This window comes from Ruegeria hyattellae, from assembly GCF_041537925.1.
Classification (GTDB): Bacteria; Pseudomonadota; Alphaproteobacteria; order Rhodobacterales; family Rhodobacteraceae; genus Ruegeria_C.
Map to the genome: position 1 here is coordinate 1 of NZ_JBGOSH010000027.1, position 14,469 is coordinate 14,469.

Annotated in this window: 14 protein-coding genes; 5 read left to right on the plus strand and 9 right to left on the minus strand. The window is 53.4% G+C overall.

Annotated elements, in window-relative coordinates:
• The first annotated feature begins 150 nt into the window (after window positions 1–150).
• From AB1E33_RS28655 to AB1E33_RS28665, 3 genes are all read left to right on the plus strand, one after another.
• On the plus strand, window positions 151–1,131 hold the full coding sequence (locus tag AB1E33_RS28655; RefSeq protein ID WP_372580635.1) for an IS110 family RNA-guided transposase: 981 nt from the start codon (window positions 151–153) through the stop codon (window positions 1,129–1,131).
• 502 nt (window positions 1,132–1,633) lie between these two features.
• Window positions 1,634–4,117, plus strand: coding sequence for a response regulator (locus tag AB1E33_RS28660; RefSeq protein ID WP_372580636.1), 2,484 nt, complete (start codon window positions 1,634–1,636; stop codon window positions 4,115–4,117).
• A 51-nt stretch (window positions 4,118–4,168) separates the two neighbouring features.
• Window positions 4,169–5,731 carry an adenylate/guanylate cyclase domain-containing protein gene (locus AB1E33_RS28665; RefSeq protein ID WP_372580637.1) on the plus strand — a complete coding sequence of 521 codons (1,563 nt, stop codon included), beginning with the start codon at window positions 4,169–4,171 and terminating at the stop codon, window positions 5,729–5,731.
• A 10-nt stretch (window positions 5,732–5,741) separates the two neighbouring features.
• Here AB1E33_RS28665 and AB1E33_RS28670 read toward each other — a convergent pair whose 3' ends face one another.
• The 6 genes from AB1E33_RS28670 to AB1E33_RS28695 form a co-directional block, all read right to left on the minus strand.
• Complete coding sequence (locus AB1E33_RS28670; RefSeq protein ID WP_372580638.1) at window positions 5,742–6,227, minus strand: response regulator; 486 nt, start codon at window positions 6,225–6,227, stop codon at window positions 5,742–5,744.
• A gap of 146 nt (window positions 6,228–6,373) precedes the next feature.
• Window positions 6,374–7,306, minus strand: coding sequence for an IS5 family transposase (locus tag AB1E33_RS28675; protein WP_372580639.1), 933 nt, complete (start codon window positions 7,304–7,306; stop codon window positions 6,374–6,376).
• A gap of 159 nt (window positions 7,307–7,465) precedes the next feature.
• Window positions 7,466–7,714, minus strand: coding sequence for a hypothetical protein (locus AB1E33_RS28680; protein ID WP_372580640.1), 249 nt, complete (start codon window positions 7,712–7,714; stop codon window positions 7,466–7,468).
• Window positions 7,698–8,459 carry a nitronate monooxygenase gene (locus AB1E33_RS28685; RefSeq protein ID WP_372580641.1) on the minus strand — a complete coding sequence of 254 codons (762 nt, stop codon included), beginning with the start codon at window positions 8,457–8,459 and terminating at the stop codon, window positions 7,698–7,700. Before AB1E33_RS28685 ends, AB1E33_RS28680 begins: the two co-directional genes overlap by 17 nt.
• Window positions 8,460–8,671: 212 nt before the next feature.
• Window positions 8,672–9,058: a nuclear transport factor 2 family protein gene (locus AB1E33_RS28690; RefSeq protein ID WP_372580642.1), complete on the minus strand. Its 387-nt coding sequence runs from the start codon at window positions 9,056–9,058 to the stop codon at window positions 8,672–8,674.
• A gap of 34 nt (window positions 9,059–9,092) precedes the next feature.
• Complete coding sequence (locus tag AB1E33_RS28695; protein WP_372580643.1) at window positions 9,093–9,386, minus strand: DUF1330 domain-containing protein; 294 nt, start codon at window positions 9,384–9,386, stop codon at window positions 9,093–9,095.
• 102 nt (window positions 9,387–9,488) lie between these two features.
• On the opposite strand from AB1E33_RS28695, the gene AB1E33_RS28700 reads away from it, so the two are divergent.
• Both AB1E33_RS28700 and AB1E33_RS28705 read left to right on the plus strand, forming a co-directional pair.
• Window positions 9,489–10,382 (plus strand): LysR family transcriptional regulator, encoded by an 894-nt coding sequence (locus tag AB1E33_RS28700; protein WP_372580644.1) that lies wholly within the window; start codon window positions 9,489–9,491, stop codon window positions 10,380–10,382.
• A 264-nt stretch (window positions 10,383–10,646) separates the two neighbouring features.
• Window positions 10,647–11,216: a carboxymuconolactone decarboxylase family protein gene (locus AB1E33_RS28705; RefSeq protein WP_372580645.1), complete on the plus strand. Its 570-nt coding sequence runs from the start codon at window positions 10,647–10,649 to the stop codon at window positions 11,214–11,216.
• A 109-nt stretch (window positions 11,217–11,325) separates the two neighbouring features.
• Here the strand turns inward: AB1E33_RS28705 and AB1E33_RS28710 are convergent, their stop codons facing one another.
• From AB1E33_RS28710 to AB1E33_RS28720, 3 genes are all read right to left on the minus strand, one after another.
• A complete protein-coding gene (locus AB1E33_RS28710; RefSeq protein WP_372580646.1) occupies window positions 11,326–11,751 on the minus strand; it encodes an acyl-CoA thioesterase in 426 nt (141 codons plus the stop codon).
• 268 nt (window positions 11,752–12,019) lie between these two features.
• Window positions 12,020–13,111: a GFA family protein gene (locus tag AB1E33_RS28715; RefSeq protein ID WP_372580647.1), complete on the minus strand. Its 1,092-nt coding sequence runs from the start codon at window positions 13,109–13,111 to the stop codon at window positions 12,020–12,022.
• Between the two features lie 211 nt (window positions 13,112–13,322).
• A complete protein-coding gene (locus AB1E33_RS28720; protein ID WP_372580648.1) occupies window positions 13,323–14,288 on the minus strand; it encodes an ornithine cyclodeaminase family protein in 966 nt (321 codons plus the stop codon).
• Between the last annotated feature and the right edge of the window lie 181 nt (window positions 14,289–14,469).

Here is a 14,469-nt window from a genome sequence, read left to right on the forward strand (position 1 = left end):
CAGGGATCGAGACCGCCAACATGATCCGCAAGGGCCAGCTTGGACCTTCGACAAGCGGGTTCTGTCAATTTGCCGAGCTCGCCGGATAACTCCACCCAAACGGAGCGATAGCTCTGATCAACGCCAGATTTTGCGACACAACCCAAGGACGTGTTCCAGGATCATGGGATTTCAGCGGCTGGCCGAAAGATATTCAACAAGAAGATCAAGCGCCCGAAGCTGCTTGCGTTTTTCGAGACCCTTCCGCGCTGTGTTGTCGGCATGGAAGCCTGCGGCTCCGCCCACTATTGGGGCCGTGAACTCAGCAGGCTGGGTCATGACGTCCGCTTGATGCCAGCCGCCTATGTCAAACCCTATGTAAAGCGCGGCAAGACCGACGCCGCAGATGCCGAGGCGATCTGCGAGGCCGTCCGTCGGCCAACAATGCGGTTCGTCGAAGTGAAATCCGAAGACCAGCAGGCGATCCTGGCGCTGCACCGCACCCGGGATCTCGCGGTCCGGCAGCGCACGCAGCTGGCGAATATGATCCGAAGCCTTTTGCGCGAATTCGGCCATGTGTTGCGGAGCGGGATCGAGGCTGTGATCGCCTTCGCCAAACGCCACCTTGAAGGGGAACGGCCTGATATGCCGGATCTGGCAAGCGGCATTCTCGGTACGGTCTGCTACCAGTTTCTTGGCGTTCACGAGCGCGTTGAAGGCTATTCAAAGATGATAGAGAGGCATGCGCTGCTGGATGCCGGTGCCCGGCGCTTGAAGCGCATGCCTGGCGTCGGCCCGATTACCGCCTCCGCCATCGTGGCGACCATCGGAGATGCTAAGCAATTTCGGACTGGTCGCGATCTTGCGGCGTGGCTAGGCCTGACGCCACTTAACAACTCCAGTGGTGGAAAGGAAAAGCTCGGCAAGATCACCAAGAAGGGCGACCGTTACATCCGAAAGCTCCTGATCACCGGCATGACATCCCGTGCGCTGATGGGCAGGAAGCATCCGGAGCGCATAGATATCTGGAGCGCCAAAATCCTCGCCGAGAAACCGTTTCGGTTGGCGACGGTCGCGATGGCCAACAAGAGCGCCCGGATCATCTGGGCGATACTGACGAAACAACAGGAATATCGGCAGCCGGCCGCCTGATCGGATCGACCTGCCAGAAATGCAAGACGTTTGATGTGATGATGCGGCTGTAAGTCAACCAAAAGCCAGGACACTCCGACGAAAGTCGCGGCCCTCAGAGGTCGTATTCCCGATAGGAACCTCGCTTGCGGAACTCATCCACTGCCCGGCAGGGCATTGCGTAGCAATGTCCCGAAAGGGAGGCCAGCAGTCGACAACACTGGCTGCGTCAACAGGCCGAACACACGACGGTACTGACGGACCGCCGCCATCAACGCAGAAAACACTTGCAATGCAGGCGCCACCCACACAGGTCATTCGGCGACGTGCTAAATTGCTGCGTCCGCAGCCCGCAAAGCTGCCATTCGTTACAATGCCGGATTTGCTCAATTGGTACCCGAAGCCTTTGAACGTGGTCATGCGCGATGAACACAATCAACCGTGCATCGTAGATAATCCTTGCAAGATTTAGGCCGCACCTGATTTTGTGACCTGAAATTGAACGGCTTTCGGGGAGAAGCGCGTGCAGGACGTACAAGAGCAAGACTACGAAGCCGAATTACGTATTCACGAAGCACTGGACGTTGCATCGACCACGCCTGTATTTGCACTGTCTTTTTTGATGGCCTTTGCCGTGATGATATTGCAGATCGGTCCCTCGAATCTGACGCTGGCCGCGCTCGCATCTTTAGTCATGTTGCTGATCATGAATGTGATGGGGATGAAAAGCTATTACGCCTTGCGTAACAAGCCAAGACCCAAATCGATCTCGAAGCGGCGATTGAAGGTTATCCTCATCACCTCACTGATCCTTGGAACAGGTTGGGGTAGCTTCAATTTTTTCATGATGCCGGTTTTGGCACCGCATGAGCAGATGGTTCTGTATCTGTTCGCATTTATCGGAGCATTTGGCGGCTCTACAACATTTTCGCTTAGGGTGTCTTGGGGCTTCTCCAGCCCCGTTCTTTTTCTAACTTGGCTGTCCATGCTTCTATGGGGGCCGCTGGAGTGGTATTTTAACACGCTTACTATACTGGGCACGGTTCTGGTCATTACTCAGCTGACGTTCTTAACCAGAAGGAGTGCGATCAACGGCATCAAGTTGACGCTCGCGAACACAAAGGCGCTGAACGAACAACTTAAGGCCGAAAACCAGATGCGTGAACTGGCGCGTATTCCGGAAGAGAACCCGAACCCAGTGTTGCGTATCACCGATCAGGGCGAACTGATTTACGCCAATAAAGCAAGCGTTCCATTAATCGAAGCGCTGCAGCTAAAAGTGGGTGACCGAGTGGGAACGGGTTGGCGCAAGCGTGTTGCCAAGGGTTTGCACGAGGATCAACGGGCAGATTTCAAGTATAAGGCTGGTGGTCAGATCTATTCTCTTTTGCTGTGGCCGGTTCCAGAAGGCGGTTATGCGAATATCTATGGCCGGGATATTACCAGGCAAAAGCGCGTCGAGAGCGAGTTGCGCGTAGCCCGCGATCTTGCCGAAACGGCCAACAAAACCAAGAGCACTTTCCTTGCCAATATGAGCCATGAACTACGTACGCCGCTGAATGCAATTATTGGATATAGCGAACTGATGCTGGAAGAAGCCATCGACCAGAAGGATGACGCAAACCTGAGCGACTTGAAGAAGATTCAATCTGCCGGAAAGCACTTGCTTGCGCTGATCAATGACGTTTTGGACCTCTCCAAAATCGAAGCCGGCAAGATGGAGTTCGATCTGGAAACTTTCGACATTTTCCAGATGATCAAGGATGTCAGCGCGACAGTGCAGCCATTGGCCGAGAAAAACCACAATACGCTGGAAATCGTGTGCCCGGAAGATCTCGGCGAAATGGTCTGTGACTTGACCAAAGTTCGGCAGACCCTGCTGAATCTTTTGTCCAATGCCTGCAAATTCACTGAAAAAGAAATGATCACGCTATCAGTGGTAAAATCGAACGACGCAAATCAGCTGGAATTTGCAGTCACCGATCACGGCATCGGCATGTCGCCGAAACAAGTCGAAAGGATATTCGACGCATTCACACAGGCGGATTCTTCAACCACTCGAAATTATGGAGGTACCGGATTGGGACTTTCTATCACGAAGGCCTTCTGCGAACAGCTAGGCGGCGACATTCATTGCGAAAGCGCGCTTGGCGAAGGCTCGACCTTCACAATTCGTTTGCCACGCATCTGCCGCGATCCGTCAACGGATCTGATGCGGTATGCAGACCAATCCGAGAATGATCTGAAAAGCGATCCAAATGTGCCACTGGTTCTGTTGGTGGATGACGATCCGACCGTGCATGATCTTCTAAGCCGACGACTGCTTCGCGAGGGATTTCGGGTCCTCGCTACGACCAACGGCGAGGAAGCTTTGGAATTAGCCCGAACAACCCGACCTGATGCTATCACGCTGGATGTATTCATGCCTGAAATCGACGGCTGGGCGGTTTTGTCCAAGCTCAAAGATGATCCCGAACTGGCGGACATTCCGGTTATCATGCTGACGTTCGCAGAGGATCGCAAAAGGGGTTTGTCGCTGGGGGCCAGTGAATATCTGGACAAGCCAATCGACACTGCCGAGCTGCTGAATGCCCTCAAAGAGCATTGCCCCACCATACCGACCCCACGCGTACTGGTGGTCGAGGACGAAGCCGCAACGCGTGAATTGATTTGCCGCGTTCTTGGCAAGGAAGGCTGGCAGATTGACGAAGCGAACAACGGGCTGGACGCGCTTCAACGCCTTGCTGAAACTGTGCCGGACGTGATTTTGCTGGATCTCATGATGCCCGAGATGGACGGTTTTGAGTTTCTGGCGGGGATGAGGAAAAACCCGGAGTGGAAAGACATACCTGTTATCATCGTGACCGCCAAAACTCTTTCTAACGAGGACCGCGCGCTTCTGAATGGCTCGGTCCAAACATTGATCCGCAAGGATGGAGATGAAATTGAAACCATTCTGAGCCAGTTGAATGAAATCCTGCCAACCTCGCGATCCGGGGATATGTAGGTTGTGAGCGACTTATCTGATTCCGAAGCCCGGCAGGCTCAGGCAATGTGGTTGGCAAATTTGCGCCAGAACCTGATCTCTCCGGTCAGCGCCATAGTAGGGCTTTGCGAGTTGCTTGAACATGAGGCCGGGCGTTCAGGCCTGAACGAAGTAGCGACTGACCTGAAACGGATTTCGCAGGCAGCGACCGAATTGAGCGTGTTTGTAGATCAGCTTTTGCATCCCGATATGGCGATGAAACTGACCGTTGACGGCGACGAAGGTGCGAAACGGCTTCGCCATGACCTGCGAACGCCGATGAATGCAATAAGGGGCTACGGCGAGATGCTGCTGGAAGATCTGGATGATCTGAATGCACTACACCTGGAGCCAGATCTGCTGGGTCTGTTGGAGCATACGAATGCTCTACTGATGCAGATCGATATGCTGGCGTCTTTGCCGGACAATCCGACCGCCAATGGCTTCAAAATTCCCGAGGCGTCACAGGGCGCCGCGATGTTCGCAAACGTTGCTCAAAGTATGCGGTCGATTGACCCGATTGCGAAAACCGATGCGCTGACCGGAACCATCCTGGTCGTCGATGATGTCGAAGCAAACCGAGCGTTGCTGGCCCGTCGGCTCGAACGTGACGGGCACGTGGTCAGGATCGCAGATGGGGGACATTCGGCTCTGGAAATGATGCCTCAACATGCCTTCGATTTGGTTCTGCTAGATCTCATGATGCCGGACATCAATGGTTACGAAGTTCTGAAGCGGTTGAAAGAAAGCGAAGACTTACGCGACATCCCGGTCATCATGATTTCCGCGCTCGATGAGATCGAAAGCGTTGCGCGCTGCATTGAGGTTGGAGCAGAGGATTATCTTCCGAAACCGTTCAATCCAATCTTGTTGAAAGCCCGGATCCGTGCCGCGCTTGAGAAAAGTCAGTGGCGCGAGCGAGAACGTCACTACCTTTCGCAGATGGAAGCAGAGAAGCAGAGGACCAAAGACTTGTTGCACAGCATTCTGCCACAAAAGATCGTGACGCGGTTGAATAATGGAGAGACGACTATTGCTGATCGCCACGACGACGTCACTGTCCTGTTCTCGGACATCGTTGGTTTTACCGAGATGTCAGCGAATTTGCCACCCGCGCACGTCGTTCACTACCTGAACCAGATCTTTTCCGGCTTCGACGCGATTGCGTCAGACCTTGGTGTGGAAAAGATCAAAACAATCGGAGACGCGTATATGGTTGCCGCTGGCGTGCCAGATCCCCGGGAAGACCATGCTGAGGTGATCGTTGAAATGGCGCGCCGGATGTTATCTCAGGTCGAAGCGCTGACCCGTGAGCTGGAATATCCGTTGCACATCCGAATTGGCGTCCACAGCGGGCCCGCGGTCGCCGGAATAATCGGCTCGCATCGGTTTCTCTACGATGTTTGGGGGGACACAGTAAATTTCGCCAATCGTCTTGAAACAACTGGCAAACCGGGCCGTGTACAGATCTCAGAGGAGACCGCGAAGCGGGTCACGCATCGCTTTGACCTATCGGATCCCATGGACGTTAGGATTAAGGGCAAAGGTCAAGTGAGAACCTTTTATGTCATGAGGCGGAAATCTGATCTTGAGTAAACGATCTACGTCATGATGCCGATAGAAGCTTTTCCATTATTTCCAGCAAACGACCAAATTCGACTGGTTTGGTATCAAAATCATCGCAACCTGCGTCCAGCGCCTTTTCTCGGTCGCTGGCCATTGCGTGTGCCGTCAATGCAACCACCGGGATTGAGGTTGTCTCTGGCGCTGCTTTTATGCGTCGCGTTGCCTCCCACCCATCTATCCCGGGCAGGCTCATATCCATCAGAATGATGTCGGGACTTACTTCACCAGCCATGGATAAGCCTTCCAACCCGTCCTTCGCCACGACAACTTGAAACCCTTTACGCTCCAAGCGTCGCGACAACATATCGCTGTTCATTTCATTGTCTTCTACCAACAGAACTTTTGTCAAAATCCCCCCCTTGCGCCTAAGCGCGTTTTGACTGCGCACAGTATTGAGCGGCTCCAGATTCGCGTTCAAGACATCGGCTTTGTCGCGAGATTGTGAAAACCATTTCGACCGTGGCATTCTTTCATCAATTCGGTTTCACGCAAAGAGTATTTGATTGCTAATAGTCACCGAAAGTTCACTTGTCTGAGAGCTGGGCCAGCCCTGAACCCGGCGTTGTTGCGCAACTCACGCTTGAGGCGTGACTGCCCCTTTCCCCGCTGATGTCATTCCACACGAGTGATTTCGGCGGTGCCGAGAGCATTGAAGCGGTTCATGAGTGCGACGCGGATGTGGATTTCGGCAGTTTGTCGGTCGGGTTCTCTTGCTGCGATGCGCTCGCCGAATGCCTTGAGGCAGCGCATCTTCGCCTCGATCCGGCTCTGAGCGTGATATCCTGTCCAGCGCTTCCAGAACGCCCGACCGTAGTGCCGGTTAGCGCGCAGTGTTTCATTCCTGACCCGAGCGGCCGAGCAGTCTTCCGTCCACGGTCGACCGTTCTTGCGGATTGGAATAATTGGGGCGGCGTTTCGATCGATAATGGCGCTGTAACAGCGGCGCGTGTCATAGGCTCCGTCTGCGGTGACGGTCCCGATCTGTTCCTTCTCGGGGATCTGGTCGAGCAGCTCTGGCAGGATCGGACTGTCACCATCTCGGCTTGGGGTGAATTCGACGGCGCGGATGTCGGAGGTAGCCGTATCCATGGCCAGATGGACCTTGCGCCACTGGCGACAGCCCCGAACGCCATGCTTGCGGGCTTGCCACTCGCCATCGCCGAGAAACTTGATACCAGTGCTGTCGACAAGAAGGTTGAGCGGGCCGTTGGCACGGCGATACGGGATCTGAACGGCCAAGGTTTTCTGTCGACGGCACAGGGTGGAAAAGTCAGGCACAGGCCAGTCCAGCCCGGCTATACGCAAGAGGCTGGCGACCATCCCCGCCGTCTGTCTCAATGGAAGTTTGAACAGCACCTTGATCGACAGGCAGAATTGGATCGCCGCATTCGAAAAGACTGGCGGGCGCCCGGGCCGACCCTCATGCGCCGCAAGCCAGGTCATGTCTTTGTCCAGCCAGACTAGAAGGGACCCACGCTTCTTGAGCGCAGCATTGTAGTCAGACCAGTTCGCGACACGGTAGCGGGCAGTTGATGGTTTACTCATTCGCCCCGTTTAACCATATGGATTCTCGTTGTGAATCCTTCAAAGAGAGAGTTTTGCAACAACGCCGGTCGCAGCCCGCTTACCGGACATTCGCCGCGGCTGCGAAATCTGGCGCATCCCCAACTCCCAGATCGCGGGCAAAGCGGACTAGGAAAACCATCAAGTTGGAGATTTATTAGAAAGATTAGACACTGCGTCAGCTTCGGTTAGCATCTCGTCGATAATTTCGGCTGCGGCTTGTTGTTTCTGAACTTTAAATACACTCTGCCCGGCCCACATCGAGATTGCTTCAATATTTCCTTTCAAGCTGGCATCTGGTGTTTTGGATTGGTATCGCAGTACATCTCCACCGCGTTCTGACTGACAGAGAACATCACCTTCTCCTGGTCGTTCACCATGGGGTGGCATTCCCGCCGCTACCCATGCATCGACGGTACTGTTTCTCAACACACGATGAGCTGCGTTCTCCCACTCCAGATTGAACAAATCTTTGAAATAGGCCGTGTCGTTTTCGGATGCTGCAAAAAAGCCGCTTTAGGTATTCAGGGTGTGCCTGAGCTTCAAATGCCGAAAGGAAACGTGTTCCGACCCAAACTGCTGAGGCGCCAAGAGCAAAAGCCGCGGCGATGCCTCTACCATCAGCAATTCCACCCGCAGCGATGACTGGCACATCCCCCACCGCATCTTTAACTGCTGGGACCAGTGCCATCGTTCCGACCGTTCCGCGAACGTGACCACCCGCTTCCCAGCCCTGCGCGCAGATGGCGTCAACACCGACCTGGACGGCGTACTCAGCGTCCTTTGCGCTTCCAGCTGTGAAGATGACCTTTGCACCGGCCGATTTAGCTTTCCGAACGTATTCCTCGTTCATGTGCCAAAAGAGCGATATGATAGAAACACCACTTTCCAAACAAGCATCCAAGTGCTCCATGCTTGGGAAATCCATATTCAGGTTCACTCCGAATGGGTTTGGCGTCAGCCGTGAGATTGTTTTTATCGACAACCGCAACTCATCAACATCAACCTGCCAAAGTGGTGCGAGCCCCAGCCCACCCGCATTGCTTACGGCGGCGACCAGCTCGGGTGTGACGACACCCGCCATCGGAGCTAGGACAATTGGCTTTTTTACTGCAAATTCGCTGCAAAATGTCATTGGCACCTGAACAAACCCCACGTTGCTATTTGCCGGGCATTCAACAAGTTTGGAAAGGTTGGCGCAACTTTTCAAAAAATTAGGTTGCGATTGTCCTATGGATCCAGAGCCGCCATCTAACAATTATGGTTGGGGCAGCGGGAGTGACTTCGCAACAGCACGAGTAACTGGTATCCCCAATCCGGAGCATCAGTTTTCCTAACAACGGAAGATCACCTGACCTGTCTGGCATGTTCATCATGGTCGAACCAAACCAGGGATGCGCGAATGAGACCATTGTCATCTAGCGTCCACTCTTCCCAACCCAACAGACGAACCGGAGGCATTCCAAGATATGGCGGTGCAACCAACATACCCGTAAAGAGGCCATGGTTTCCGGAAAGGCGGAAGTCATGCACCAATACGTTCGAATTCGGAAAGTCCCGAAAAAACGGCGCCGCGTAGTTCTCGGCAATATCTGCACGTCCTTGAATCGGCGCGCCGGCATTCAGAACCGCAGAACCGTTTTGGGCGAAATGTCCTGCGACCTGTTCCGGTTCATTGGAACTCCATGCTGCGGCATACCTCGCGGCCTTCTCCAGTGCGGCTTCGAAGAGCATTGATTTTCCTTACGATCGTGAATTCGATGAAACCTCATGTGCAACCTTCGACCAGTACTAGGTTGGTACGGGCAGACCGGTGCCGGTGGTGTGCGAGCTTTTGGTACTCAGGGTCGCTTATCCAGTTCTGTGCGTGATCCGTATCAGGAAATTCCAATACAACAACGCTCGGCAAATCCCATTTACCTTCAAGAACTTTTGGCTCTTGTGCCGACGACACCAATAGCCGCCCGCTGAACCGTTCGAAAATCGGCATGAAGCCCTTCAGGTAACTCTGATATTCCTCCGGGTCATGAATCTCAATCTGGGCAATTACATAGGCACTCATTTTGGGCCTCCAATTGATTTGAGAGCTGTTTCAGCTTAAGCCATGCTTCATGGCATATGAAATCTTGAACTTTGCATAAGCTCCATTCAAATTTGCAACGCTATGTTGTGGGATGACCTTCGATATCTGCTGGCTGTTCACCGATCGGGATCACTGTCCCGAGCAGCAAGCATGCTCGGGGTGAACCAATCCACCGTTTCACGCAGAATTCTTGCCTGCGAACGCCAGCTGAGCGTCAAACTCTTGGAGCGGCAGCCTGAAGGCGCAGTTCTCTCGGAAGCCGGGAAGGCCCTGTGCGCTCTGGCCGAGAACACGGAAGCAGAATTGGACTTTGCGCTCAAAGAGATATCGGATGCGAAACACGTGCTGTCCGGGCCGATTGTTGTAGCTTGCGTTGATATGATGGTCGACCGCTTCCTGGCCCCTCATCTGGCCTGCTTTCAATCGGATAATCCCAATATTGAATTTTCAATATTGGTCGGCCTTGATGCAGTTGATCTGATGAGGGGTAAGGCTGACGTTGCATTGCGCGTCAGCCAAGGGCCTGATGAGAATCTTGCAGGGAGGCGTCTCTGCGATTTCGGTCTTGGTGTCTATTGCGCGGCGAATATCGACAGCACTGAATCGCTCGGCTGGATCGAATGGCCAGGCGGGCGTTGGTTTGACGCAAATATCCCGGCGAACTTGAAATCCACCCGAGTAAAGCACCGTACCGACAGCTTCTTGTCGATGAATGCACTGGTTGGTTCGGGGCTGGGAATGGCGATATTGCCTTGCTATTGGGCGGATGCCGATCCGACTTTGCGACGAATACATCCGTCAACAGTTTCCCGCCCTGACCTCGGGTTATGGCTGCTGTACCATCCGGACAAAAAACACTCTCCCAGAGTTCGAGCATACATCGACTTTCTGGTTCCTGCGGTTTTGGCCAATCAAGACCAGTTTGCGGGTTTGTGTGACGGGATCGGAAAGCCGGTGACTTCGGACATTGTCTAATTGGCGAAAAGGAAGGGCTGAGTTCTGTTGAACATCATGACGAATGGTCGGCCCTTTCCTGCCATTGGCCCTGTCTGAAGGATGCTGCGGTCGCAGCCTGCTTTCCGGCCATTCGCTGCGATCGCAAAAGCATGGTTTTGGTGAAATCACAGATTGCGGACTAAGCAGCCATTTGTCGACCAAGCGAATATTGTTAGGCTTATGTCCGTGCGGCTATCCGGGCGACACGAACGCTTAGACACCATTGTTTATGGAGGTCATCAAATGAAGAGGCTATTTCCATCCCTTCCCGAGGACGCAACACTTGGCAGCGTCTTTCAAATGTTTCCGGACAAACTTTCACTCTGGTGCCAGTATGAGAGCCTTGTGATGCGAGGAGAGAGTGAGCTTTCCGCCTCCGAACGCGAGTTAATCGCTGCCTACGTTTCCGGGTTGAATGCCTGCTCCTATTGTCACGATGCGCATACTGTCTTTGCCCGCGCCTATGGCATTGATCCAAAACTGGTTGAAGCGCTGATGGAAGACCTTCATTCAGCGCCTGTCGATCAACGATTCAAGCCTATCCTTGCTTATGTAGAGAAGCTCACGCTATCGCCTTCCCATATGATCGAGTCGGACGCACAGGCGGTCTATGAAGCCGGATGGTCGGAAAGTGCGTTGTTTGATGCGGTACAGGTTTGTGGTGTGTTCAACTTGGTGAACCGCCTCGTTGAGGGGACAGGTATTAGCAAAGTTGCTCGGGACCCTGAAACGATTGAGGTGGAAACCGTCGCAAAGTTGACCAGTACGTCATTCTATACTGACTTCGGCAGGGCCAATGGGCTCGATGTGTGACCAAATGGGTCGGCTTAGGGCTCGAAACGGAACTTGGAGTAAACCCTACCGCACGTCATGCGAGTCCAGCAAAGGATGCCAAGTTCGGCAACGCTGATAGTTCAGAAGTTCATGCCTCTTGTTCCAACCAATGTGCCGCTGTCAAACGTACCTCGTCTGGAATTTCAGCAGCTTTCCGGGTCTCTAGGCTCAATAGAACGCATTTGAAAACTGTCTCGAAAGCGATGGTTTCGCCTTCTGATCTGATAAGCTGATGTCTAAATGTCATAGACTTCGAGCCAATCTCGATGACAGAGGTCTCCAACCTTATCGCATCGCCTGCAGACAGTTCGGCACGAAAGTCGCTTTGTGCGTTGACGACCGCAAAGGAAAGTCGTCGACCGTCACGCATATCATTTGCTGTTAGTCCCATTTCTGATTGGATGGCAAAAACACCATCTGAGCAGGCAGCAAAGTAACGGGACACGTTCATGTGACCGAGAAAATCACAGTCAGATGGGTCAACTACAGAACGAAAGGAAATCATCGCTGGCATCAACTCACTCCCAGATATTGCTCGGGGATCATACAATCCTGAAGGCTTCCGACAAAGGTTTGTTCTGGGCTCAGCGCCGACTTCGGAGCAGTCACAGCATCCAATCTCTAGGCGCGCTGCGCGGGGATGAGGACGGCTCAGAGCCGACCTTGAGTACGGTTATCAAATGCTACGGTCGCAGCCCGCATTCCGGACTTTTGCTGTAACCGCAAAATCGCAGTCAATTTGGAGGTCGGGACCGCGGACAAAGTTGCCGTTACTCACTGTCTCAGGTCTGATCGGACTTCTTTCTTTTTTGACTGGTGGCAACGCGCGTCTCAGAAGACGACGGTGTTGGTCCAGAACTTGGTTCGCCTACAGAAACCCAACGAGAGGACATCCGCGGATCTTCTTCTGTTCTAATTCTGGGTAAGTCGTCATGTATGTCGACCCACGGGATTTGACTTTCCACCCCATAGTGTAGTTCGGGTGGAAAATCGGCTGGGTTGTCCAGTGTTCCAACCCGGATTGAATAATACCCGATGTCGCTAATGTCAGTATAAATGCTCGTCCCGCAATTCTTGCAAAAGGCTCGCTCAGAGAGCGCCGAAGAAGCATACAAACCGGGTTCCTCACCCTCGAAAGTCACATTTGGCTTCTCAAAAATCGCCCATGCATTTAGAGGAGAGCCAAGAGCCAGTTGGCAATGCCTGCAATGGCAAAAACCGACTGCAACTGGCAGAGACCAGACCTGATACCGAATTGCGCCGCACAGACATCCACCTGCGGTGACTGGTTCATTTTTCGCCGCTGTGAGGAAAGGCCACCCAATCGGCTTCGCCTCTTCACCGGAAGCCGTCAAAGTCGAACGATAGGCGCGGACAGGCTGAATGATGTTTTTCAGCTTTCGATGGCCAATATCTACAAACGAATGCTCAATCTTATCTTTGACTTGGTCCAAAACGCTCCCGGAGATGCACAGCTCACCCGGTTTGGCAATTTCTTGAAGTCGGGACGCCTGATTGACACCGTCTCCAAAGATATCGTCGCCTATGACAACAATATCGCCTAGATTAACGCCAATGCGAAAGGTGATTTTTTGCTTATCCGCGTTGTCGGCTTCACGTTCAGCCATAACCGTCTGGACTTCCAGCGCGCAAGCGACCGCATCAACAGCAGTAGGAAACTCAATCAGTAGGCCGTCGCCCATCGATTTGACTACACGCCCGTTATGAGTCGAGACCAGACGTGAAACGATGCCGTCAAAGTACATGCCGAGCCGCGCCAGAGTGCCTGCTTCGTCTCTTTGCATAAGGCCCGAGTATCCTACGACATCGATCGAAACGATAGCAGCAAGTTTTCTGATCTCTGGCTTTGGCATGTGGTCAAGTTACGGCAGTTTAACCAGCACGCATAGTCTGCGTCGTTGGTTGCGATGATTATGATTCCGCCTGAATTTCAGACACGCCACATAGCATTTGAACGACTGCCTGGAGCTCAGGAACGGTCATTCAGTGAAATCTGTAACATCTGGTATGCCGGCGGAAGCTGCCGTCCGGTACGTGGAAGTGGATATCAGCTTCTAACTCTTTTCAGAGCGAAGTTCCCAATTTAGCAGCCTTCACACGGTAAAAGGCTTCTACCGCGATCGCGGTGTCCTGTGCGCCGGTTCCCGTCAAATCGCAGATCGTCACGGCACCAGTTGGGCGCGAAAATTGGTCCGCTCCTGAAATGATTGAACCGAGTTCTAATACCTTTCTGCTGCCTTCGCCTAAATTCTGAAGCTCGCCGCCGATGACGCACTGATCAATCACATCACAAACCACGACGTTTGCGCGCTCGAGTACGTTCGAATGTAGTTCTTGTTTACCTGGTAAATCTGACCCCATGGCAGTGATGTGCAAGTCAGTGTGAAGCCACTCGGCCATAATGATTGGCTCCGTCGCAGGGGTCGTAGTGACGACAACTTGCGCAGACGTCACCAACTCCGCGAGGGACTGGCAGGGTTCCACCGGAATTCCAAGCAGACTTGTCATTTCGGTACAGTAGCTCGAAACAGATGCCGCGCTGCGCCCAGAAACCAGAAGGCGTTCGAACCTACGCACAAGGGCGAGGCTTTCAATCTGATATCGGGCCTGTACGCCTGTGCCGACCACGCCGACAGTTTTGATTTCTTGGGGTGCCAGGTGCTTTGCAGCCACCGCACCGGCAAGTCCGGTCCGCAGGTTCATCAAATATCCGTTGTCTAGGAATATACAATCAAAGGCACCTGTCTTTGCGCTCATCAAAGCGATGATACTACTGCAACTGGGCAGTCCGATCTGCGGGTTCCGAAAGAAGCCGGTGGCGATTTTGACAGCAAGATGCTCAAGGCCATTCACAAAAGCGCCCTTTGTGTCGACAGCGCTATCCTCATCAATGTCGATATGCATCACGGGCGGCATTGAAATACGCCCTTCCGAAATCCACGAAAAGGACTGTTCGGTTGCGCCGAGCGACCCTTTGTCGATCGGTAGACAATTTCTCAACTCTGCTTCAGTGACAACCAAGGTGCCCATCGCAACTACTCCTTAGCGCGTATGCGAAGGGTAATGCATAGCCGACAGTAGTGTCATCCGCGAAGTCGCAATCCAGACTTTCGCCGCGAATCGGAAATCTGGCAAAGAGGGCTCGTTGCAGACCTCGGAGCAGACGCAGCACAAGCCCCTGCCCCTTTTCCACGACCTATCCAACGGCCGA

What these genes read in the sequence shown, in the direction of transcription:
- AB1E33_RS28695 (WP_372580643.1), bottom strand. Translation starts at nt 9,386, where the DNA reads ATGAGTGCCTATGTAATTGCCCAGATTGAGATTCATGACCCGGAGGAA.
- AB1E33_RS28710 (WP_372580646.1), bottom strand. Translation starts at nt 11,751, where the DNA reads ATGCCAGCGATGATTTCCTTTCGTTCTGTAGTTGACCCATCTGACTGT.
- AB1E33_RS28685 (WP_372580641.1), bottom strand. Translation starts at nt 8,459, where the DNA reads ATGACATTTTGCAGCGAATTTGCAGTAAAAAAGCCAATTGTCCTAGCT.
- AB1E33_RS28720 (WP_372580648.1), bottom strand. Translation starts at nt 14,288, where the DNA reads ATGGGCACCTTGGTTGTCACTGAAGCAGAGTTGAGAAATTGTCTACCG.
- AB1E33_RS28670 (WP_372580638.1), bottom strand. Translation starts at nt 6,227, where the DNA reads ATGCCACGGTCGAAATGGTTTTCACAATCTCGCGACAAAGCCGATGTC.
- AB1E33_RS28680 (WP_372580640.1), bottom strand. Translation starts at nt 7,714, where the DNA reads ATGCCACCCCATGGTGAACGACCAGGAGAAGGTGATGTTCTCTGTCAG.
- AB1E33_RS28700 (WP_372580644.1), top strand. Translation starts at nt 9,489, where the DNA reads ATGTTGTGGGATGACCTTCGATATCTGCTGGCTGTTCACCGATCGGGA.
- AB1E33_RS28690 (WP_372580642.1), bottom strand. Translation starts at nt 9,058, where the DNA reads ATGCTCTTCGAAGCCGCACTGGAGAAGGCCGCGAGGTATGCCGCAGCA.
- AB1E33_RS28675 (WP_372580639.1), bottom strand. Translation starts at nt 7,306, where the DNA reads ATGAGTAAACCATCAACTGCCCGCTACCGTGTCGCGAACTGGTCTGAC.
- AB1E33_RS28715 (WP_372580647.1), bottom strand. Translation starts at nt 13,111, where the DNA reads ATGCCAAAGCCAGAGATCAGAAAACTTGCTGCTATCGTTTCGATCGAT.
- AB1E33_RS28705 (WP_372580645.1), top strand. Translation starts at nt 10,647, where the DNA reads ATGAAGAGGCTATTTCCATCCCTTCCCGAGGACGCAACACTTGGCAGC.